The sequence below is a fragment of the Mycolicibacterium tusciae genome (genome assembly GCF_002086795.1).
GTDB lineage: Bacteria > Actinomycetota > Actinomycetes > Mycobacteriales > Mycobacteriaceae > Mycobacterium > Mycobacterium tusciae.
The window spans coordinates 151,204-171,393 of record NZ_MVIM01000003.1 but is presented as its reverse complement, the minus strand read 5'-3'; the positions used below and the strand labels follow the sequence as shown (position 1 = coordinate 171,393).

Annotated in this window: 20 protein-coding genes; 4 read left to right on the top strand and 16 right to left on the bottom strand. The window is 65.0% G+C overall.

The annotated features are described in order from the left end of the window. Window positions 1-55: 55 nt before the first annotated feature. The 4 genes from arcA to BST47_RS06685 all read right to left on the bottom strand — a co-directional run bounded on the left by arcA (window position 56) and on the right by BST47_RS06685 (window position 5,174). Window positions 56-1,300: an arginine deiminase gene (arcA, locus tag BST47_RS06700; RefSeq protein ID WP_083124569.1), complete on the bottom strand. Its 1,245-nt coding sequence runs from the start codon at window positions 1,298-1,300 to the stop codon at window positions 56-58. A gap of 25 nt (window positions 1,301-1,325) precedes the next feature. Further along, window positions 1,326-2,774: a basic amino acid/polyamine antiporter gene (locus BST47_RS06695; protein WP_083124568.1), complete on the bottom strand. Its 1,449-nt coding sequence runs from the start codon at window positions 2,772-2,774 to the stop codon at window positions 1,326-1,328. Continuing rightward, a complete protein-coding gene (gene nhaC / locus BST47_RS06690; protein ID WP_083124566.1) occupies window positions 2,771-4,261 on the bottom strand; it encodes a Na+/H+ antiporter NhaC in 1,491 nt (496 codons plus the stop codon). The genes BST47_RS06695 and nhaC overlap by 4 nt, the downstream gene beginning before the upstream one ends. A 73-nt stretch (window positions 4,262-4,334) precedes the next feature. Beyond that, window positions 4,335-5,174: an SHOCT domain-containing protein gene (locus BST47_RS06685; RefSeq protein ID WP_083124564.1), complete on the bottom strand. Its 840-nt coding sequence runs from the start codon at window positions 5,172-5,174 to the stop codon at window positions 4,335-4,337. Between the two features lie 95 nt (window positions 5,175-5,269). On the opposite strand from BST47_RS06685, the gene BST47_RS06680 reads away from it, so the two are divergent. Continuing rightward, window positions 5,270-6,661, top strand: coding sequence for an MFS transporter (locus BST47_RS06680; RefSeq protein ID WP_234809601.1), 1,392 nt, complete (start codon window positions 5,270-5,272; stop codon window positions 6,659-6,661). Here the strand turns inward: BST47_RS06680 and BST47_RS06675 are convergent. Further along, window positions 6,636-7,514: a cutinase family protein gene (locus BST47_RS06675; protein ID WP_083125098.1), complete on the bottom strand. Its 879-nt coding sequence runs from the start codon at window positions 7,512-7,514 to the stop codon at window positions 6,636-6,638. The genes BST47_RS06680 and BST47_RS06675 overlap by 26 nt on opposite strands. Window positions 7,515-7,648: 134 nt before the next feature. On the opposite strand from BST47_RS06675, the gene BST47_RS06670 reads away from it, so the two are divergent. Continuing rightward, window positions 7,649-8,653, top strand: a complete 1,005-nt coding sequence (locus BST47_RS06670; protein WP_083125097.1) for an alcohol dehydrogenase — start codon at window positions 7,649-7,651, stop codon at window positions 8,651-8,653. Window positions 8,654-8,718: 65 nt separating this feature from the next. Here BST47_RS06670 and tuf read toward each other — a convergent pair whose 3' ends face one another. The 7 genes from tuf to BST47_RS06635 form a co-directional block, all read right to left on the bottom strand. Then, on the bottom strand, window positions 8,719-9,909 hold the full coding sequence (gene tuf / locus BST47_RS06665; RefSeq protein ID WP_083124562.1) for an elongation factor Tu: 1,191 nt from the start codon (window positions 9,907-9,909) through the stop codon (window positions 8,719-8,721). A gap of 98 nt (window positions 9,910-10,007) precedes the next feature. Beyond that, the gene (gene fusA / locus BST47_RS06660) at window positions 10,008-12,113 is read right to left on the bottom strand and encodes an elongation factor G (RefSeq protein WP_083124560.1); all 2,106 of its coding nucleotides are present in this window, start codon (window positions 12,111-12,113) and stop codon (window positions 10,008-10,010) included. Between the two features lie 99 nt (window positions 12,114-12,212). After that, entirely contained in the window at window positions 12,213-12,683 is a 471-nt protein-coding gene (rpsG, locus tag BST47_RS06655; protein ID WP_014209180.1) for a 30S ribosomal protein S7, read from the bottom strand. Further along, complete coding sequence (gene rpsL, locus BST47_RS06650) at window positions 12,683-13,057, bottom strand: 30S ribosomal protein S12 (protein ID WP_014209181.1); 375 nt, start codon at window positions 13,055-13,057, stop codon at window positions 12,683-12,685. The genes rpsG and rpsL overlap by 1 nt, the downstream gene beginning before the upstream one ends. A 312-nt stretch (window positions 13,058-13,369) precedes the next feature. Next, window positions 13,370-13,960: a TetR/AcrR family transcriptional regulator gene (locus BST47_RS06645; RefSeq protein WP_083124552.1), complete on the bottom strand. Its 591-nt coding sequence runs from the start codon at window positions 13,958-13,960 to the stop codon at window positions 13,370-13,372. 103 nt (window positions 13,961-14,063) lie between these two features. Continuing rightward, complete coding sequence (locus tag BST47_RS06640) at window positions 14,064-14,609, bottom strand: DUF3558 domain-containing protein (RefSeq protein WP_083124532.1); 546 nt, start codon at window positions 14,607-14,609, stop codon at window positions 14,064-14,066. Next, window positions 14,609-15,145 carry a DUF3558 domain-containing protein gene (locus BST47_RS06635; RefSeq protein WP_083124530.1) on the bottom strand — a complete coding sequence of 179 codons (537 nt, stop codon included), beginning with the start codon at window positions 15,143-15,145 and terminating at the stop codon, window positions 14,609-14,611. The genes BST47_RS06640 and BST47_RS06635 overlap by 1 nt, the downstream gene beginning before the upstream one ends. An 88-nt stretch (window positions 15,146-15,233) precedes the next feature. Between BST47_RS06635 and BST47_RS06630 the strand changes: the two genes are divergently transcribed. After that, window positions 15,234-15,677, top strand: coding sequence for a DUF3060 domain-containing protein (locus BST47_RS06630; RefSeq protein ID WP_083124529.1), 444 nt, complete (start codon window positions 15,234-15,236; stop codon window positions 15,675-15,677). After that, complete coding sequence (locus BST47_RS06625) at window positions 15,674-16,075, top strand: DUF3060 domain-containing protein (protein ID WP_083124527.1); 402 nt, start codon at window positions 15,674-15,676, stop codon at window positions 16,073-16,075. The genes BST47_RS06630 and BST47_RS06625 overlap by 4 nt, the downstream gene beginning before the upstream one ends. Window positions 16,076-16,091: 16 nt before the next feature. Here BST47_RS06625 and BST47_RS06620 read toward each other — a convergent pair whose 3' ends face one another. The 4 genes from BST47_RS06620 to BST47_RS06605 are packed head-to-tail and all read right to left on the bottom strand — an operon-like array spanning window position 16,092 to window position 20,147. Beyond that, entirely contained in the window at window positions 16,092-16,856 is a 765-nt protein-coding gene (locus BST47_RS06620; RefSeq protein ID WP_083124525.1) for a crotonase/enoyl-CoA hydratase family protein, read from the bottom strand. Continuing rightward, window positions 16,853-17,581 carry a PaaX family transcriptional regulator C-terminal domain-containing protein gene (locus tag BST47_RS06615; RefSeq protein WP_083124524.1) on the bottom strand — a complete coding sequence of 243 codons (729 nt, stop codon included), beginning with the start codon at window positions 17,579-17,581 and terminating at the stop codon, window positions 16,853-16,855. The genes BST47_RS06620 and BST47_RS06615 overlap by 4 nt, the downstream gene beginning before the upstream one ends. A gap of 2 nt (window positions 17,582-17,583) precedes the next feature. Beyond that, window positions 17,584-18,522: a crotonase/enoyl-CoA hydratase family protein gene (locus BST47_RS06610; RefSeq protein WP_083124523.1), complete on the bottom strand. Its 939-nt coding sequence runs from the start codon at window positions 18,520-18,522 to the stop codon at window positions 17,584-17,586. Then, on the bottom strand, window positions 18,519-20,147 hold the full coding sequence (locus BST47_RS06605) for an acyl-CoA dehydrogenase family protein (RefSeq protein WP_083124522.1): 1,629 nt from the start codon (window positions 20,145-20,147) through the stop codon (window positions 18,519-18,521). Before BST47_RS06605 ends, BST47_RS06610 begins: the two co-directional genes overlap by 4 nt. Window positions 20,148-20,190: the final 43 nt, after the last annotated feature.

Here is a 20,190-nt window from a genome sequence, read left to right as displayed (position 1 = left end):
TCGTGAAGCTGCGGACCAGGCTAACAGCCGAACTGGAACGTGTTCTAGTGACCGGTCAGTCGAGACCGTCGCGGATGATCGGGCAGGTCATGCAGTGCCCGCCGCCGCGGCCACGGCCCAGCTCGGCACCGACGATGGTGATCACCTCGATACCCGCCCTGCGCAGCAGGGTGTTGGTGTGGGTGTTGCGGTCGTAGGCGAACACCACGCCGGGCTCGACGGCGACCAAGTTGTTGCCGCTGTCCCACTGCTGGCGTTCCGAGTCGTACTTCGTGCCACCGGTTTCCACGACGCGCAGGGCGTCCAGTCCCAGCGCGGCGGCCACCACTTCGACGAAGGGTTTCGTCGCCTCCTCCACCTCCACACCCGGGTCGGCGTCGCTGGGATGCAGCACGAACGTCTGGATCGAATCGACGATGTCGGGATAGAGCGTGACCACGTCGCGGTCGGCGAACGTGAACACCGTGTCCAGGTGCATGGCCGCCCGTAGCTTCGGCATTCCGGCGACGATGACCTTGGTCGCCGCCTTCTCGGCGAACAGCTTGGCGGCCACCTGCGTGATCGCCTGACGTGAGGTTCGCTCGCTCATCCCGATGATGACGACACCGTTGCCGGGCACCAGGACGTCGCCACCCTCGATCGTCGACATCCCCCACGACTCCTCCGGATCGCCCCACCACACCGTGGAGCCGACGAAGTCGGGATGGAACTCGTAAATGGCCTTCATTAACAATGTTTCGTCGTGTCGCGCGGGCCAGAACAGCGGATTGAGCGTAAGGCCGTGATAGATCCAGCAGGTCGTGTCGCGGGTGTAGAGCGTGTTCGGCAGTGGCGGCATGAGGTACTCGGTGACACCGGTCGCCTCACGGGCCAGGGAACGGTACCCGGACTGGATCTCAGACGGCAGGTCTCGGGTCGACATGCCGCCGATCAGCAGCTCCGTCAGTCGCTGGGGTTTCAACGAATCCAGGAAGCCACGCGTGTCGTCGACGAGTCCGAGGCCGACTTCGTTCGGCACGATCTTGCGGTCCAGCAGCCACTCTTTGGCCTCGGGAATGTCCATCGTCTCGGCGAGGAGGTCGTGCAGTTCGACCACCTCGACGTCGCGCTCGCGCATTTTGTCGATGAAGTCGAAGTGGTCGCGACGAGCGTTCTGCACCCACAGCACGTCGTCGAACAGCAGGTCATCGCAGTTGGTGGGCGTGAGTCGCTCGTGGGCCAGACCCGGCGAGCACACCAGCACCTTGCGCAGCTTGCCGACCTCGGAGTGAACGCCGTAGTTCGCAGAAGGATTCGTCACTTCAGTTCCTCTCAACCGGTGGCCGCTAGATTTCGATCGCTCCAGTTGCCAAGGACACCACACCCGCGACGGCGCCGAGGAGAATCACCCCGAACAGGACCGCCTCGGCGGGCCGGAAGATGCGAAGACCACGTTCGCGTCGTGCTTTGAAGTAGAGCGCCGCCGCCGGGGCGTACAGGATGCATGACAGCAGAAGCTTGTCCGGACCCGCGGCGTAGATCAGGAACAGGGTGTACACCGTCGCCAGGCCCGCTATCACCATGTCGCCGACGAGCGACTTGCCGTTGCCGTAGGTCTCGCGGGTAGCGGTCAGCTTCAATGCATACGCCGCCGCGAGCAGATAGGGAATCAAGGACAACGCTGCGGTCAGATCCAGCATGAAATCCAGCGCATCCGCGGCGAACAACAACGCCACGAGCAGCAGCGTGGTCAGCCCGGCGGCCATGACGAGCGCGGTAACCGGTGCGCCGTGGCTGTTGGTGCGCGCCAGGAACTTCGGCATGTCCTCGGATTTGGCCGGTATGTAGAGCACCTCGGCGGCCATGAGCGTCCACGCAAGATACGCGCCGAGCACCGAGACGATCACGCCGACGCGAATGAATATGGATCCCCAGGGACCGACCACCGACTCCAAGACTGCCGCCATCGACGGCTGACTGACGCCCGCCAGCTCCCCCTGGGGCATGACGCCGTAGGACACCAACGTTACAAGCGCGAAAACGCTGAGGACACTGAGGAATCCGATGATGGTGGCTCGTCCGACGTCTTCGCGTTTGCGTGCCATACGCGAGTAGACGCTCGCGCCCTCGATGCCCAGGAAGACGAATACGGTGATCAACATCGTGCCGGTGGCCTGGTCCCAGATCGCCGACAACGAATATCCTTCTTCGCCACCCCAGAAGTTGTCGGCGAAGACGTCGGCCTTGAACGCAATGGCCGCGATCACGATGAAGGTCAGGATCGGCAGCACCTTGGCCACCGTGACGATGTAGTTGATCACGGCCGCATCTTTGACCCCGCGCATCACCAGCGACGCGAACAGCCACACACCGATCGCCGACACCACCACCGCGAGCACGGTGTCCCCCGCGCCGAATGCGGGCACCACCGCACTCATCGTCGCTGTGATGAGCACCCAGTACGAAGTGTTACCGGCACATGCCGACGCCCAGTACCCGATCGCCGAATTGAAACCGACGTAGTCACCGAAGCCGGCCTTGGCGTATGCGAATATGCCCGCGTCAAGTTGGGGTTTGCGAGTCGCGAGACGCTGAAACACGAACGCCAGCATCAGCATTCCGAATCCTGCGATCGTCCAGGCGATGATCGCTCCGAGCACACCCGTCTCGGTGCCGAACCTACGCGGCAGGAGGAAGACGCCGGACCCGATCATCGACCCGACGACCATCGCGGTCAGCGTTGGCAGACTGACCTTCTGGTCGGGCTTCTCCGCGGTCGTCTCGGTATCTGTCATGGCTCGACTCCAGCTTCCTGGGTGGGCGGGACCTTTACGACCTTGAATCCGGTGAATCCGTATATGACACTGAGCACCGGACTGAAAATGCAGAACAGTGCGAACGGTAGATAGGAAAGCGTCGCCACCCCGAGCACGGCGCCCATGAATGCCCCGCACGAGTTCCAAGGAACCAGCGGTGAGGTGACGGTACCGCCGTCAGCGGCGAGCCGAGAAAGGTTCTGTGGGGCCAACCCTCGGCGTTCGAACTCCATCCGGAACATCCTGGCGGGCAATACCAATGCGATGTATTGATCACCGGCGACGATATTGAGGCCGACTCCCGAGGCGAAGACCGACAGGTACAGCCGCCCGGTGGTCTTAGCCGATTCGATCATCGGGTTGATCAGCCGGTCGATGAGACCGAACTGCTCGAGCAGCGCTCCGAACGTCACCGCGCCGATGATCAGCCATATCGTCAGCAGCATGCTGTCCATGCCGCCGCGTGACAGCAGCCGATCGATCTCACCGATGCCCGAGTTCATGGTGAATCCATTGGCCAGTGCCTTCCAGATCGCCTGCACCGCACCAACTACCGCGTTCGAGCTGCCATGGATCTCAGCGACGAAGGCCGTGACGACATCGCGTTGCAGGATTGTCGCCTGCACACCAGCGAACAGTGCGGAGGCCAATAATGCCAACGAGGCCGGAGCCTTTCGGACCGACAGGTAGACCAGCAGCACCAACGGGAGAAGATTCAGCGGGGTGATCCAGTAGATCTCGCCGAGCTTGCCGAGTTCGATCTCCTCGGGCACCGTGTCATTCGGTGTCGGACCCGCCACGCCAAGGACGGCGAACACCACCGCGGCCAGAATGAACGCCGGAACCGACGTCCAGGCCTGACTGCGGATGTGGGTGTACAGGTCCACCTTCACCATCTGCGCGGTCAGAATCGTCGTCTCGGACAGCGGTGATAGCTTGTCACCGAGGTATGCCCCGGAGATCACCGCACCAGCAGTGATCGGCGCGGACACCCCGAGCATGGTCGCGATTCCGACCAGCCCGACGCCGATCGTTCCTGCCGTTGTCCACGAGCTGCCGATGGACAGCGCCACCACACCGCAGATGACCGCGGCCGCAATGTAGAAGTAGCCCGGCGCCAACACTTGGATTCCGTAGTACACCAGCGTCGGAATGGTGCCCGACATATTCCACGTCCCGATAAGTGCGCCGACCGCCAGCAGGATGAACAGCGCACTGGTGATGGAGGACAACGCACCCTGGCCGGATTCCTGCACCGCGGCCCAACTGTGTCCGTTCTTCAGCGCGATCAGGGCGGCGACAGCGCAGCACACCACCAACGCGACCTGGATGGGCCCATCGAGTGCGTCGAGACCGAACAAGGTCAGAGCGCCGGCGATCAGCACCGCGAGCACGACCAGTGGCACCACCGCATCAGTGAGCGACGGTGACCGAATCGCCTCCGGTTCCGCCGATTCTGCGGTCACCGTGCGCTCCGTTGTCCCGCCCGCGACACGGCTCAGACGCTATCAGCGCGAGTAGCGCAGTGTTCCCGGTTGACTACAAGTCAGCCAAGATCTGTTGACGCTTGGCCGTGTATTCGTCGTCTGAGATCGCACCGGTCGCGCGCAGGGTCTCCAGCTCCTGCAGACGTTGCGCGGTCGACGGTTCGGCAGGCGCGGACCCGAACTGGGCCGCCGAGGGCGCTGCCGCCTGCGCAGGCGCTGCGGGGGCTTGTGCTGCCGCAGCCCGCCGCACGACTGCCTGCACCTGTTGGCGGGCAGCCGGATTGGCGCGCAGATCGATCATGTTGTTCAGGCCGATGTTGTTGGCCTTGAGGATTTGCAGGATCTCCATCAGCGGCCCGACCTGACCGGACAGATCGTAGGTCCTGTTGTCCTCGGCGATGGTGAAGGTCGCAGGCATCATGCCGCTGACCAAACTGCTTCTTTCCCAGTCGATTTGATATTCGTTCGTAGTGGGGTCGACCAGTGCGACAAGTTTGCGGCTCGTGATCATCGGCAGTCGCGAAATCGACGCGATCACCCGATCCTGGCTGGCGAACGGCGCGATACCGGGCCCGGAGATCTGCAGGTCGATCTTCACCAGGGGCTGCTCGTTGATCCGCGTCCCGGTCTCGTGAATCCCGACGACCTGCGCCAGCGCCAGCACACCGGTCTGTTCCAGGGCCTGCGTCTTGGCGGCCCTGTTAGCGCCCATGCTGGTGATACCCAGGGCGATCAGGACGTCGAGGACGGTGATGGCCAGACCCGCCCAGAACATCCACTTCATGATCGGTTGCGCCCCGGACGCGAAGTAGATCGCCAAAAAGATCGGGCCGACGATGCCGCACAACAGCACAAACGCCTGAATCTTGACGTACCGCCAGAAAGTGGACATAAGGCCAAGCTCCTATTGAAAGTGGTCGTCGCGTCGCGTGTCAGATTAGCCCGAATTCCGGGGTTTTGAGCCGTTGCGAGACTTACAGTCGGGCGGTGGTCGCGGGGTCAGAGTCGGCGAAACCTGTGAAAGCCCGGTGGGTCCTGGCGGCCGTCTCGATGGCATTGTTCTGCGTGCAAATCGACTATTTCGCGGCCAATCTCGCGCTGCCGCGGATGGCATCCGATCTCAACAGCACTCCGTCGGACCTGCAATGGGTGATCAGCGTGTACATGCTCACGTTGGGCGCCTTCATGGTTCCGGCGGGGCGGATCGGCGATATCTTCGGGCGCCGCAAGGCCTTGATAGCCGGCATCGCTTTGTTCGGTCTGGCGTCGGCACTGTGCGCGGTCGCCCCGTCCGTGCCGCTGATCGTGGCCTTCCGCGCGCTGCAGGGACTCGGTGCCGCGCTGATCTTCCCGGTTTCGGTGAGTGTGCTCACCAACGCCTTTCCCGCGGTCAAGGCCAGCCATGCCATCGGGTTGGCTTACGGCATAGCGGGATTGGGCAACGCCGCGGGCCCGCTGATCGGCGGGCTGCTGACCGACACCGCCGGCTGGCGGTGGATCTTCTGGCTCAACGTTCCACTGACGGTGGTCTCACTCGCGCTCGGCGCGTGGAGCATCGGCGAGTCCTCTGATGAGACCGTCCCGCGTCGTCTCGACATCATGGGGCTGGCACTGATCACTGCCGGAATCGGCTTGTTCACGTTGACATTTGACCGAGCGCCGCACTGGGGGTGGGTCTCGGTGCCCACCGTCGTCGCATTCGCGGGGGCGCTGGCCGCGCTCTCGCTCTTCGTCGTCGTCGAGAACCGGGTGCCATGGCCGTTGGTCAATCTGTCGCTGGTGCGCAACGCCCGCTTCGCGGTGCTCGTGATCGCCGGCGCCATCGCGAACATCGCCTACGCAGTGGCGATCTTCCTGTCGACGCTGAACCTGCAGCAGGTACGGGGACTGGACCCCCTGATGGCGGGTCTCGTCTTCCTCGGCCCTTCGGCCGGTGCCGCGCTGGGCGGCGTGCTGTCTGGACGCCTCGCCGCCAACCGGCCGCCATTGCTCGTGATGGGGCTGACAAGTGGGGCGGCCGCAATCTCGTTGGCCGCCCTGGCGGCATCGGGCGAATGGATGGTCTATCTGCCCGCGTTGTCGGCGTGCGGGTTCACCTTGGGGTTGGTGTACGCGTTCACCACTGTCGCAACCCAGACCGTCGTACGCCCCGAACGGGCCGGCGAGGCGGCGGGCGTGACGCTGACGGCGTTGGTGACACTCGCCGGAGTCGGTGTCGCGGTGTCGGGAACGGTGCTGGAGATGCTTGAGCGCGGCGGTCAGTCGACGGCGAGCGCGATCGACACCATCCTCGGGGTGCTGGCGGCACTGCTGGTCATCGCCAGTGCGCTGGTCCTGTGGATCGCCCGCGCGCCTACGGCGTCGGTGCGCTCGCGCTGAGCGGGACGATTGGCTGGGCCTCGGGCGCCTGCGGCGCGGGTGCCTGTGCGTCGGGACCGCCGAGCAGGAAGTACAGCGGCGCCGTCCAGTCCAGGCCCCCCGTCGAGGCGTAACTGGTGTGAATCGCCACGCCCCGTGCGTACGACACCGAGGATTCTTCGTCGTCGGGGTTGTAATCGCAGACGGCATCGCCGAGATCACAAACACTGATCGTGCGCGCGCCGATGGCCGGCGACATCGGGCCGGGTGCATGCGCCAGGATCGGCCAATCCTGCGCGGCCCCCTTCCCGCGCTCGGGAATGCCACTGGCCGTCCCCAAATTCAGGGTCGGGTCCTCGGGCAGGCGGTCACCGTCGGCGACCAGCAGCACCGCGGCGAGATTAGGGCTGGCTTCGAGCGCCTGCAGATTGCGGTGCACGACCATCGCACCCTGCGAATAGCCGGCGAGCACCACCTTGGTTGCCGGACAGCGCTGGACAAACCCCTCGTATTGCTTTCCCAGCGCCGCCGCTCCGGCATCCACACTTCCGATGAAACCCAGCCACTCACCGACACCGCCGTCTTCACCCGGCGCCTCGACGGCGGGATACTCGACTGCTTCGGCGGTCATGGTGCGACCGTCCTGCTGCACCTGGTCGGACAACTCCTGCAGGGACTGGTAGACCACGCGGCCCATTCCGTCGTTCTGCGCCACCTCGGCGGGCGTGCGCTCGCCGGAGCCTGCGGCGCCGATCCAATGCACATCGGGGCAGGCGGTCTGCGCTGAGGCGGTACCCAGGGAGAGCCCTGACAGACCGACGAGTGCGGCACCGGCGAAGGCGGCACACGCGAGTGTGGCGACGCGACGGAACATGGAATCCATACCCTTCTTGAGCCCCGACCAGGGCATACGCGAAGTACATCGCCTCGTCCGCCGAAGGTGTTACATGGTTTCCATCCGAGAGGTACAACCGCATCGCCCGAGGTAATGTCCGCGACGTGGCCACGATGAAGATCGCCCGCATCCCCGCGGCGAATGCGAAGTTCGAAATCACCGACGTCGAGATCCCAGAACCAGGTCCGCGGCAAGTCCGAGTAAAGGTCCACGCCTGCGGCGTCTGCCACTCCGACGTCCTGACCGTGATCGGCATGATGGGCAATTCGTTCCCGCGCGCGCCGGGCCACGAGGTCGCCGGCGTCGTCGATGCGGTCGGGGACGGCGTCACGTCCTGGGCGGTCGGAGACCGCGTCGGCGTCGGCTGGTTCGGCGGTTGCGATTTCACCTGTGAGGCCTGTCGGCGCGGCGACTTCATCTCGTGCGAGAACGCGCAGATTCCCGGCATCTCATACGACGGCGGTTACGCCGAGTACATGGTGGCGCCCGCCGAAGCCCTGGCCCGCGTCCCCGACGACCTTGCCGACGTGGATGCCGCGCCGCTGCTGTGCGCCGGTATCACGACGTTCAACGCGCTGCGCGAATCGGTGGCGCGACCGGGCGACCTTGTCGCGGTGCTGGGCGTCGGCGGTCTCGGGCACCTCGGTATCCAGTTCGCGGCGAAGATGGGCTTCGAAGTGGCTGCCATTGCGCGCGGCACGGACAAGGAGCCGCTGGCCAAAGAGCTTGGCGCGCATCATTACATCGACTCCAAAGCCGTCGATGTCGCCGAGGAACTGAACAAGCTCGGTGGCGCGCAGGTCATCCTCGCCACGGTCACCGTGGCCGACGCGATGGCGGCGACGATCGGCGGCCTCAAGGCCCGCGGTCAGCTGGTCGTCGTCGGTGCACCGTCCGAACCGATGGAGACGCCATTGGCGCCGTTGATCTTCAAATCGGCGGCAGTGCAGGGCCATGCGTCCGGCACATCGCAGGATTCGGAAGACACGCTGCGCTTTTCGGCGATCACCGGCGTGCGACCGATGATAGAGACCATGCCGCTGTCGCAGGCTCAGGCCGCCTTCGACAAGATGATGAGCGGCGATGCCCGGTTCCGCATGGTGCTCACCATGACCTAGGCCCAAATGCAAAGTGGCGCCCACCCTTTCGGGTGAGCGCCACTTCGGCGTTCTGGATCAGATCTTTACTTGTGGATCTTGGTGACCCGGCCGGCGCCGACGGTGCGGCCACCCTCACGGATCGCGAACCGCAGGCCCTCGTCCATGGCGACGGGCTGGATCAGCTTGACGGAGATGTCGGTGTTGTCACCGGGCATCACCATCTCGGTGCCCTCGGGGAGGGTCACCACGCCGGTCACGTCCGTGGTCCGGAAGTAGAACTGCGGGCGGTAGTTGTTGAAGAACGGCGTGTGACGGCCGCCCTCGTCCTTCGACAGGATGTAGACGCTGCCGTCGAACTCGGTGTGCGGGGTGGTCGTGCCGGGCTTGACCACAACCTGGCCGCGCTCCACGTCCTCGCGCTTGATGCCACGGACCAGCAGACCGACGTTGTCGCCCGCCATACCCTGATCCAGCAGCTTGCGGAACATCTCGACACCGGTGACCGTGGTCTTGGTGACGGTCGGCTTGATGCCGACGATCTCGACCTCTTCGTTGACGTTGATCACGCCACGCTCGACGCGACCGGTGACGACGGTGCCGCGGCCGGTGATCGTGAAGACGTCCTCGACGGGCATCAGGAACGGCTTGTCGGTCTCGCGGACCGGGTCCGGGATCGACTCGTCAACGGCGTCCATCAGATCCTCGACGGACTTGACCCACTCGGGATCGCCCTCGAGCGCCTTGAGCGCCGACACCTTGATGACCGGGGCATCCTCGTCGAACTCCTGGGCGGCCAGCAGCTCGCGGACCTCCATCTCGACGAGCTCGATGAGCTCCTCGTCGTCGACCATGTCGGCCTTGTTCAGCGCGACCAGGATGTAGGGCACACCGACCTGACGCGCCAGCAGCACGTGCTCGCGGGTCTGCGGCATCGGGCCGTCGGTGGCGGCGACCACGAGAATGGCACCGTCCATCTGGGCCGCACCGGTGATCATGTTCTTGATGTAGTCAGCGTGGCCGGGGGCGTCGACGTGCGCATAGTGACGCTTCTCGGTCTGGTACTCCACGTGGGAGATGTTGATCGTGATGCCGCGCTGACGCTCTTCAGGCGCATTGTCGATCTGGTCGAACGCGCGCGACTCATTCAACTCGGGATACTTGTCGTGCAGAACCTTGGTGATTGCTGCGGTCAGCGTGGTCTTGCCGTGGTCAACGTGACCAATGGTCCCGATGTTGACGTGCGGCTTCGTCCGCTCGAACTTCGCCTTCGCCACTTCTGTGTCCTCCTGGACTTGTTGGTGCTTCTACTGACTGATGTGAAGCAATGCTTGATCTTTGCAGTTGTGCGGTCCCGCGAAACCAACGGGTCGAGTTACTGACCCGTCGCCTTCGCGATGATCTCCTTCGACACGTTCGCCGGAACTTCAGCGTACGAGTCGAAAACCATGGAGTAGTTCGCCCGGCCCTGGGTCTTCGACCGAAGGTCTCCGACGTAACCGAACATCTCCGACAGCGGCACGTGCGCCTTGACGACGCGTGCACCTGCCCGCTCCTCCATGGCCTGAATCTGACCACGGCGGGAGTTCAGGTCGCCGATCACTTCACCCATGTACTCCTCGGGTGTGGTGACCTCGACGGCCATCACCGGTTCCAGGATGACCGGCTGCGCCTGTGCGGCAGCCTTTTTCAGTACCTGGGAGCCGGCGACCTTGAATGCCATTTCCGACGAGTCGACCTCGTGGTAGGCACCGTCGAGCAGGATGACCTTCAGGTTCACCAGTGGATAGCCGGCGAGCACGCCGTACTGCATGGCGTCCTGCGCACCGGCATCCACCGACGGGATGTACTCGCGGGGGATGCGGCCACCGGTGACCTTGTTCTCGAACTCGTAGGTGGCACCGTCCTCGCCCGTGAACGGCTCGATGGAGATGAGCACCTTCGCGAACTGGCCCGAACCACCCGTCTGCTTCTTGTGGGTGAACTCGACCTTGTCGACCGTGCGCTTGATGGTTTCCTTGTAGGCGACCTGCGGCTTACCGACGTTGGCCTCGACCTTGAACTCGCGCTTCATGCGGTCCACGAGGATGTCGAGGTGCAGCTCGCCCATACCGCCGATGACGGTCTGGCCGGTCTCCTGATCCAGGTGCACCTTGAACGTCGGATCCTCTTCAGCCAGCTTCTGGATCGCCGTGCCGAGCTTTTCCTGGTCGCTCTTGGTCTTGGGCTCGATGGCCACCTCGATCACCGGATCGGGGAAGGTCATCGACTCCAGCACGACCTGCTGGTTCGGATCCGACAACGTGTCGCCGGTGGTGGTGTCCTTGAGGCCGATGACGGCATAGATGTGCCCCGCGGAGGCCCGCTCGACCGGGTTCTCCTTGTTGGAGTGCATCTGGAACAGCTTGCCCAGCCGCTCCTTCTTGCCCTTGGTGGCGTTGATGACCTGCGAACCGGACTCGACGGTGCCGGAGTAGACGCGGACGTAGGTCAGCTTGCCGAAGAACGGGTGCGTGGCGACCTTGAACGCAAGCGCCGAGAACGGCTCGTCGGTCGACGGCTTGCGGATGAGGATCTCGTCTTCCTTGCCCGGCGCGTGTCCGGAAACGGACTCGACATCAAGCGGCGAAGGCAGATAGTCGATCACCGCGTCGAGCATGGGCTGAACACCCTTGTTCTTGAACGCGCTGCCGCACAGCACCAGGTAGGCGTCGGAGTTGATGGTGAGCTTGCGCAGCGCACCCTTGATCTCCTCGACCGACAGCTCCTCGCCACCGAAGTACTTCTCGAGCAGCGACTCGTCGGTCTCGGCGACCGCCTCGAGCAGCTTGGTGCGATACTCGTCGGCCTTCTCAGTCAAATCGGCTGGGATGTCGATGGTTTCGTAGGTCTCACCGAGCTTGGTCTCGCCCCGCCACACCTTGGCATTCATCTCGACCAGGTCGACGATGCCCTCGAAGTCGCCTTCGGAGCCGACGGGCAGCTGGATCGGGATGACGTTGGCGCCCAAGCGCTCTTCCATCGTGCGCACCGAGAAGTAGAAGTCCGCGCCGATCTTGTCCATCTTGTTGACGAAGCAGATGCGGGGAACGTCGTACTTGTCGGCCTGGCGCCAAACCTGCTCGGACTGCGGCTCGACACCTTCCTTGCCGTCGAACACGGCAACGGCGCCATCGAGGACGCGCAGGCTGCGCTCCACCTCGACGGTGAAGTCGACGTGCCCGGGGGTGTCGATGATGTTGATCTGGTTGTCGTTCCAGAAGCAGGTGGTGGCGGCGGAGGTGATGGTGATACCCCGCTCCTGCTCCTGCTCCATCCAGTCCATGGTGGCGGCGCCGTCGTGCACCTCACCGATCTTGTAGCTGATACCGGTGTAGTAGAGGATGCGCTCGGTGGTCGTCGTCTTACCGGCATCGATGTGGGCCATGATGCCGATGTTGCGGACCTTGGTCAGGTCGGTCAGCACGTCCTTCTGTGCCACAGAAGTCTTCTCTCTCGCTTGTTAGTTGCTCTAGTTCTTCGGACCTCGGCCACGCTGCCTAATGTCGCCGCCAGCGGCTCCGGCACGACGGCGCTTGAATCACCAGCGGTAGTGCGCGAAGGCTCGGTTCGCCTCAGCCATCTTGTGGGTGTCCTCACGTCGCTTGACGGCGGCACCCAGGCCATTGCTGGCGTCGAGGATCTCGTTCGCCAGGCGCTCGATCATGGTCTTTTCGCGGCGGGCCTTGGAGAAGCTGACCAGCCAGCGCAGAGCCAGGGTGACCGAACGATCCGGTCGGACCTCTACGGGAACCTGGTAGGTGGCGCCACCAACGCGTCGGCTGCGGACCTCGAGGGCCGGCTTGACGTTGTCGAGAGCGCGCTTCAGGGTGACCACCGGATCGGTGCCCGTCTTGTCGCGGGCCTGCTCGAGCGCACCATAAACAATGCGTTCGGCCAGCGATTTCTTCCCGTCCAGCAGAACCTTGTTGACCAACTGGGTGACCAGCTGCGACCCGTAGACCGGATCGTTGACCAACGGACGCTTGGGTGCAGGCCCCTTGCGCGGCATTAGCTCTTCTCCTTCTTGGCGCCGTAGCGGCTGCGCGCTTGCTTGCGGTTCTTCACACCCTGGGTGTCGAGCGAACCGCGGATGATCTTGTAGCGCACACCCGGCAGGTCCTTCACACGACCGCCACGCACGAGCACCATCGAGTGCTCCTGCAGGTTGTGGCCTTCACCGGGGATGTACGCGGTGACCTCAACCGCGCTCGTCAGCTTGACGCGCGCCACCTTCCGAAGCGCCGAGTTCGGCTTCTTCGGGGTGGTGGTGTACACGCGGGTGCACACGCCGCGGCGCTGCGGGCTGCCCTTGAGGGCCGCGGTCTTGACCTTGGCGATCTTGTCGCGGCGACCCTTGCGGACCAGCTGCTGAATGGTTGGCATCTACCGGCTTTCTGTGTTGCTTGTCTATCTCTGGGTCTTGCTCAAAGTCTCTGTACTGCAGTTATGTCCCGCTCACGTACCCCGCGATCGGGTGTGTCGCATGCGCCCGCCGCGAGGATTTCCTCTAGGCTTCGTGGACACGCGAATTGGCCCGGCGTGCAGGCATGCTTGCTGACATTTCCCGAAGGCCCGGTCCGCAATGCGCCTTATCTGCCAGGCACGATCGTCCACAATACCAGGGTGGCGCGCACCGTCCAAACCTGCGCCGAACCGCCTAACCGCAGGTCAGCGCTAGCGGTCACGCATATGCGGTCAGCGCCGCTCCATTCCGGACGCCAGGCGCACGACCATGTCGCTGTACACCGCGTCCGCGTCGATGCCGTTCATCGCCCCGGTCATCTCCAGCAGCACGAATCCGTGCATGGCCGACCAGAATTCCAGCGCGGCGTAGAACGCGTTCTCACCGTCGAGTCCGTAGGAGCCCAGAACCGAGATCACCGGCGCGGCAGCGGCGCGGGTCGCCTCGGTGAACTCCGGGTCATCGCCGCCGAGCGGCATCCGCGTGAACGCCGAATACCGCCCCGGATGATGGTGGGCATAACTGCGGTACGCCGACGCCATCGCTGTCACCGCGTCGTCTCGGGTGCGCCCCTGGCCGACGGTGTTGAGCATCCCGATGATGTCCGCCACCACCCGCATTCGCACTGTCCGGCGCAGGTCTTCCAGGCTGTGCACGTGGTTGTAGAGCGATGGACCCTTGGTGCCGAGCTGGGTCGCCAACGCGTTGATCGTGAGTGCATCCCAGCCCTCGCGGTCCAGGAACGTCAGGGCGGCGTTGACGATGGAGTCGCGACTCAACCTCGCCGGGCGCCGGCCGGAGGTACTCGTCGGCTGAGCTGCCATGTGCGTCGCCTCCTCCGGTGTGAATTTCGCGCTTCGGACCGGGCAAAACTAACACCTCTAGTTTGTCCTGGTCGGTTCCCTGTCGGTGGGAGCCCCGTTGACGTCAGTTGACCCGGTCCTGACTCAGCTGAGCGAGCTGTTCGGTGACGGCACACAGATCGGGCAGCATCGCCGGGTTCAGCGTCTGGATCGACCAGGTGATGACATCGCCGCCTTTGGCCACGTAGATGCTGCAGGCGTTGCCGTCGTAGGCCTTGAAGCCCTTGTTGCCATCCAGCGACAGTTCGGTCAGCGTGCGTCCGGCGGTTTGTTCCAGCGACCGCTCGGTGTCCATATCGCTGCCGCGGTACCACCACGTCGAGATCCCCATCCCCGCGCCGACGGTGCCGAAGACCGAATTCTCCTGCCAGAAACAGCCGGCGTCACTGACGACGGATTTGGTGAACTTGCCCTGCCCGACGGCGGCGGTGATGTCCGCGTCGGTGACGCCGTTGCAGTCGCCGCTTTGAAAGCCCGCGCCGGCCGCGCCCGCTGCCGGGGCCGACGGCGCCGAACTCTGCTCCGACGAGTCCGACGGGCCGCAGCCGGAAAGTGCCGTCGCCACCGCGATCGCCGCCACCGCCCACCGAACCGCTTGCCGCGCAGTCATTACATGTCCGATCGCAGGGTCGCCGAAAGCAACTTCTCGGCATCCGGGCACGGATCGGCGCCAGGGGCGTCGCCGCGGAACTGCACCCACCAGCTCAACACGCCGGTGCCTGCCGCGGCCGTGGCCGAGCACGCCGCACCGGTGGTGTTGCGCGTTGCCAGGAAGGCCTCGTGCCGTTCGATGTCGGCATCGGTGATCGTCGCGCCTCGTTCGGTGGCCAGCTCCCGCTCACGCTCGAGGCTGCCGGATTCGTACCAGGAGAACGTCACGTCGATCGTCATGTCGCCGCGCGCCAGCACGTACTGACACACCGCACCGCTGTAGGGACGAACCACATGATCCGCGCCCAGCGATTCTTGAACGGTGCCGTCGAGCAGCAGTCCGCAGCGATCCTCGGCATAGCCATAGCTACGGGTGGGATCGGGTGCGGCGGGATGCGCCCGTAGCGCGGTACCGCCGACGGTCGAAGAACATCCTGCAACGATCGCCGCCACTGTGACCGCCGTGACAGCAACCTGATTGACACGCCAACGCATCGCACCTGACACGCTACCCAGCGCCGTCGCCGTTGGCGACTTGGACGAACCTTGCCTGGACCTGGACTCCAGCCCGTACTCTCTCCCCATGATCTGGAGTCTTGTGGTCCGGGCCGTGCCGGCATGTCTCATTGCCCTGCCCGTAGCGATGACTGTCGGAGTGTCCGGCGCGAATGCTCAACCGCCCGGGGTGTGCAATCCATATCTGCGTCAGTGCGCCGGCAACGTCGTCGTCGGTGACGACGTCCAGGGCGACACCCACATCACCGGTAGCGGCATCAAACAGACGATCGACTGCAACAACCGCACCCTGCTGGTGAACGGCGGCGGCAACGAGATCACCGCGCTGGGCACCTGCTGGGCGGTGACCGTGCAGGGCAACGGCAACCTGGTCGTCGCGGACAACATCATCAACGACGTGACGGTCTACGGCTGGGATCAGACCGTTCTCTACAAGAACGGTGCACCGAAAATCTGGGATCGCGGCCGCGAACTGGGCATGACGAACAACGTGAACAGGCTGGTCGGATGAGGCGCGCATCGGCACTGGCCGTCGCCGTTGCTGCGGCCGCCTTGGTGCTCGCGGGCTGCGGCTCGGAGAGCTCGGACACCACGACACCGTCCGCGACCGCCGGCACTTCCGGTGCACAGGTCGAGGTCGGCAACACCATCAACTACGGGTCGTTCGGCACCACCGCCGACATCGACTGCGCAGATGGCAAGTCGCTCAACATCGGCGGTTCCAACAACACGTTGACCGTCAAGGGCACCTGCGCCAACGTGAACATCGGCGGCGCCGACAACAAGGTCACCTTCGACCGCATCGACAAAGAGATCAGCGTCGTCGGCCTGAACAACACCGTGACCTACAAGGACGGCGATCCGAAGATCAACGACACCGGCTCGAACAACAAGATCGGCAAGGGCTGATTATTCGACAGGCGGCCTAGGCGTTCGCGCCGTGCCGGCCTGCTCCCGCGGCGAATCGCGCGGCGCCCTCGAGCGATTCGGCGGCCACCTTCGACATGCTGCCGAACTCGAAGTCCATCGCGTCGGCTTCCGCCTCCCCCCACTGATGGAGCATCGACAGCCGATCCGCGCGCATGCACTGCTGAGGTAGTGCGGCGAGTTCGGCTGCGAGCTCCTCGGCCCGTTGGCGCGCTTCACCTTTCGGCACGACGCGGTTCGCCAGGCCGATGGCGAACGCCTCGTCGGCGGCGACCGCGCGTCCGGTGAGTATGAGATCCATGGCCCGACTGTGGCCGACGATCCGCGGCAGTCGCACGGTGCCGCCGTCGATCAAGGGCACACCCCAGCGGCGACAGAAGACACCCATGATGGCGTCCTGTTCGACCACTCGCATGTCGCACCACAGCGCCAGTTCCAGACCACCCGCGACGGCGTAGCCACTGACCGCGGCGATCACCGGCTTCGAGAGCACCATCCGGCTCGGCCCCATCGGCCCGGGGCCGCTGCGGTGCACGGGGTTGGCGTCCGGGGTTCCGAAGGCCTTGAGATCGGCTCCCGCACAGAAGGTTCCATTGTCTCCCCACAGCACCGCGACAGCCGCCGAGTCGTCCCTGTCGAATTCGTCGAACGCCGCGTACAGTTCGGCAGCCGCCGGTCCGTTGACCGCGTTGCGCGCCTTCGGCCGATCCATGATCACCGTCGTCACCGGACCGTTCTTCTGGACCCGCACGCCACCACTCATGTCGCCTCCATCAGTTCGTTGTCACGCCGCGAAATCAGCTCCGCGGCGAATTCGTGGTACGCGTCACGCAATGCCGCGCCCGGCCACCCATCGGGCAGCAGCTCGGGCGGCAGCACCGGATCGGTGAGCAGGTGCCGCACCATGGCCGCCGCGACGACGAAACGGCCGGGAACATCAGCGGCCGCGTTCATTTCGCCCAGCAACTCGTGGCCAATCCGTGCCCACCCGGGCAGATCCCACAGCCGGGCGGCGAGCTCGACGGGGTCGTCGTCGCGGCAGCGCAGCTCCCTCCCCTTTTGCAGGACCTCGGCCGGAAGTACGGTGTCGAGGTTGTCGGGTCGCAACCACACTCCCTCGCGAAGCTCACCGAACCTGTTGTTCTGCAAAGTATTTCGTAGCACGGCCCGCGTTCGGGCATCGGTGCCGACCCTGGTGATCACCAGGGTCGTCCAGGTGCCGTCCCACGTTCGCAGCGCCGGGTTGATCGCGTCGTCTTGGCGACGTTGCCTGACCAGCAGCCGGTCGGACAGCCGGTAACCGTCTTCGGATCGCACCAGGTCGCCGGCGCTCACCATTCTCGTCAGCGCCACCCGCACGGTCGGCTCTTTGATGTCGAAATCGGCCGTGAGCCTGATGAGTTCACTCGCGGTGGCCCACGCCGGATGCGCCCCGAGGAGCACGCTCAGCACGACCGAGCGGGCCGTCATCCGCGAGGGCAGTGGCATGGTCAGACCCCGGACGCCTTCCGGCCATGATCGCCGAACGGCTCGTCGCGCTGGCGCACCGCCTCCCGGAAACCGTGTTCGCGGGACTGGGCGACGAACGCATGCCCTTCCGGAGTGTGCCGCGCGATACCGTCGAAGATCGTCGACACCATCGCGCTGTTCGCGGTGCCCTGGCTGAGCAACGCGGAGTTCATCGCGAGCTTCACCATGATCAGCTGGTTGATCGGGACGGCGGCGATGCGTTCGACCAGCCGCTCCGTGCGTTCGTCGAGGTCCTCCGGTGCGGGTGCCTCGATCGCGAGTCCCCATTCGGCGGCTTGGGCTCCGGTGATGGAATCACCGGTCAGCAGAAGGCGTTTGGCGCGCTGGTCGCCGAGGCGGTGCGCCCACATCCCGGCGGCGGGCACACCCCAGACCCGGGTGGGCGGATAACCGATCTTGGCATCCGCGGCTGCGATCACCTGATCGGCGTGCAGCGCGATGTCGGTGCCGCCCGCGACGCAGTAGCCGTGAATTTTGGCGACCGTCGGCTTGTCCGCGTGCAGCAGGCTGGAGAAACCGCGAACGAAGCGGCTCATCATCTGGTAGTCGATCATCGGATCCCACGGCTGATCGGGAAGATGATTGATCGCCTGTGTCTTACCCGACAGCACGGTGTCTTTGTAGGGACTGCCGCCGCCCGCCGACGAGGAACCCTCGGCGTATGCGGACAGGTCGAAACCCGCGCAAAACCCTTCGCCGCGACCGGAAACCAGGATCACGTGCACGTTGGGGTCGAGGTCAGCGCGCTCGACGAGCGCCGACAGTTCCAACGGTGTGTCCGCGACAATCGCGTTGCCCTTCTCGGGGCGGTTGAACGTGATGCGGGCAACCCGATCGGTGACCTCATAGGTCATCGTCTTCAGGTTGTCGAAGTCCACGGGCCGAATCGCGTGCGTCATCCCTTCACCAAAGCACGCTCGAGGATCGGCGCGAGATCCAGTCCGGTGGGCATGGTCCCGAAGGCGCCGCCCCACTGCCCGCCGAGCCGCGTCGCCAGGAATGCCTCGGCGACAGCGGGGTGACCATGGCGCACCAGCAGTGATCCCTGCAGCGCCAGACTGATGTCCTCGGCGACCCTGCGGGCGCGGTACTGGATGGTCTCGAGATCTCCCAGCTCGGGCCGTAGCCGGTCGACGTGGGCTTCAAGGCGCGGGTCCTGCCCTGCGGTCCGGGACAGCTCGTCGAACAGGACGTCGACACACTCCGGCCGGGTTACCATGGCGCGCAACGTATCCAGCGCGCTGACGTTGCCCGACCCCTCCCAGATTCCCATCAGCGGGGCTTCGCGGTACAGCCTGGGCATCCCGGACTCCTCCACGTAGCCGTTGCCGCCGAGGCATTCCATCGCTTCGGCGGCGTGCGGAGTGGCCCGCTTGCACAGCCAGTACTTGCCCGCCGCCAGGCCGATGCGGCGCAGCAGCGTCTCGCGCTCGTCACCGCGCACCGCGGCATCGGTGGCACCGGCCATGCGCATCGCAAGGATGGTCGCCGCCTCAGCCTCGACCGCAAGGTCGGCCAGCACGTTGCGCATCAGCGGCTGGTCGATCAGATACTCGCCGAAGGCCTTTCGGTGCTGCGCGTGGTGGATCGCGCGGGCCAGGCCACTGCGCATACTCGTCGCGCTGCCCAGTGTGCAGTCCAGCCGGGTGAGGTTGACCATCTCGATGATGGTGGGAACGCCGCGGCCTTCCTCGCCGACCAGCCACGCGGTGGCGCCGTCGTATTCGACTTCACTGGAGGCGTTTGCGTGGTTGCCGAGCTTGTCCTTGAGCCGCTGCAGCAACATCCGGTTGCGACTGCCGTCGGGCAAAATCCGCGGCAGGAAGAAGCAGGACAGGCCCTTCGGCGCTTGCGCGAGAACGAGGAAGATGTCGCACATCGGCGCCGAGGTGAACCACTTGTGGCCGATCAGGCTGTAACTTCCGTCGGCGTTCGGTGTCGCCTGCGTCGTGCCCGCGCGCACATCGGAACCGCCCTGCTTCTCGGTCATCGACATGCCTGCGGTGATACCGGCTTTCGTCGCAGGCACCTTCAGTTCGGGGTCGTACGCGCGGCTGGTCAGCAGCGGCTCGTAGAGCTTGGCGAGTTCGGCGTTGTGGCGCAGCGCGGGCACGACGGCGTACGTCATCGAGATCGGGCAGATGTGGCCGGGTTCGGGCGTCCACACCGACGTCTTGGCCGCGCGCACGACGTGGGCACCGCGACGGTCGTCGGCCCAAGGTGCGGCATGCAGACCGTGGCCGATCGCCGTGGTCATCAGTTCGTGGTAGGCGGGGTCGTACTCGACCTCGTCGACCCGGTGGCCGTACCGGTCGTGCGTGCGCAGGATCGGCTGGTTGCGGTCGGCGAGCTCACCGGCGCGCTGCGCCTGCTTCGAACCCGAGAGCGCACCGAGATCGGTCACCTCATCGAGGCCCCACTCGCCGCCTTCTCGGATCAGCGCCTCGGTGAGCACCGGGGAGGTGGCTGGGTTGTAGTCCTCAAGCGGCGGAACCTGATTGGTGACGACGTGCGTGTCTGACATGCCGCTGATATTACACTTTTCCGACAGCCGAACAAGAGTCGTA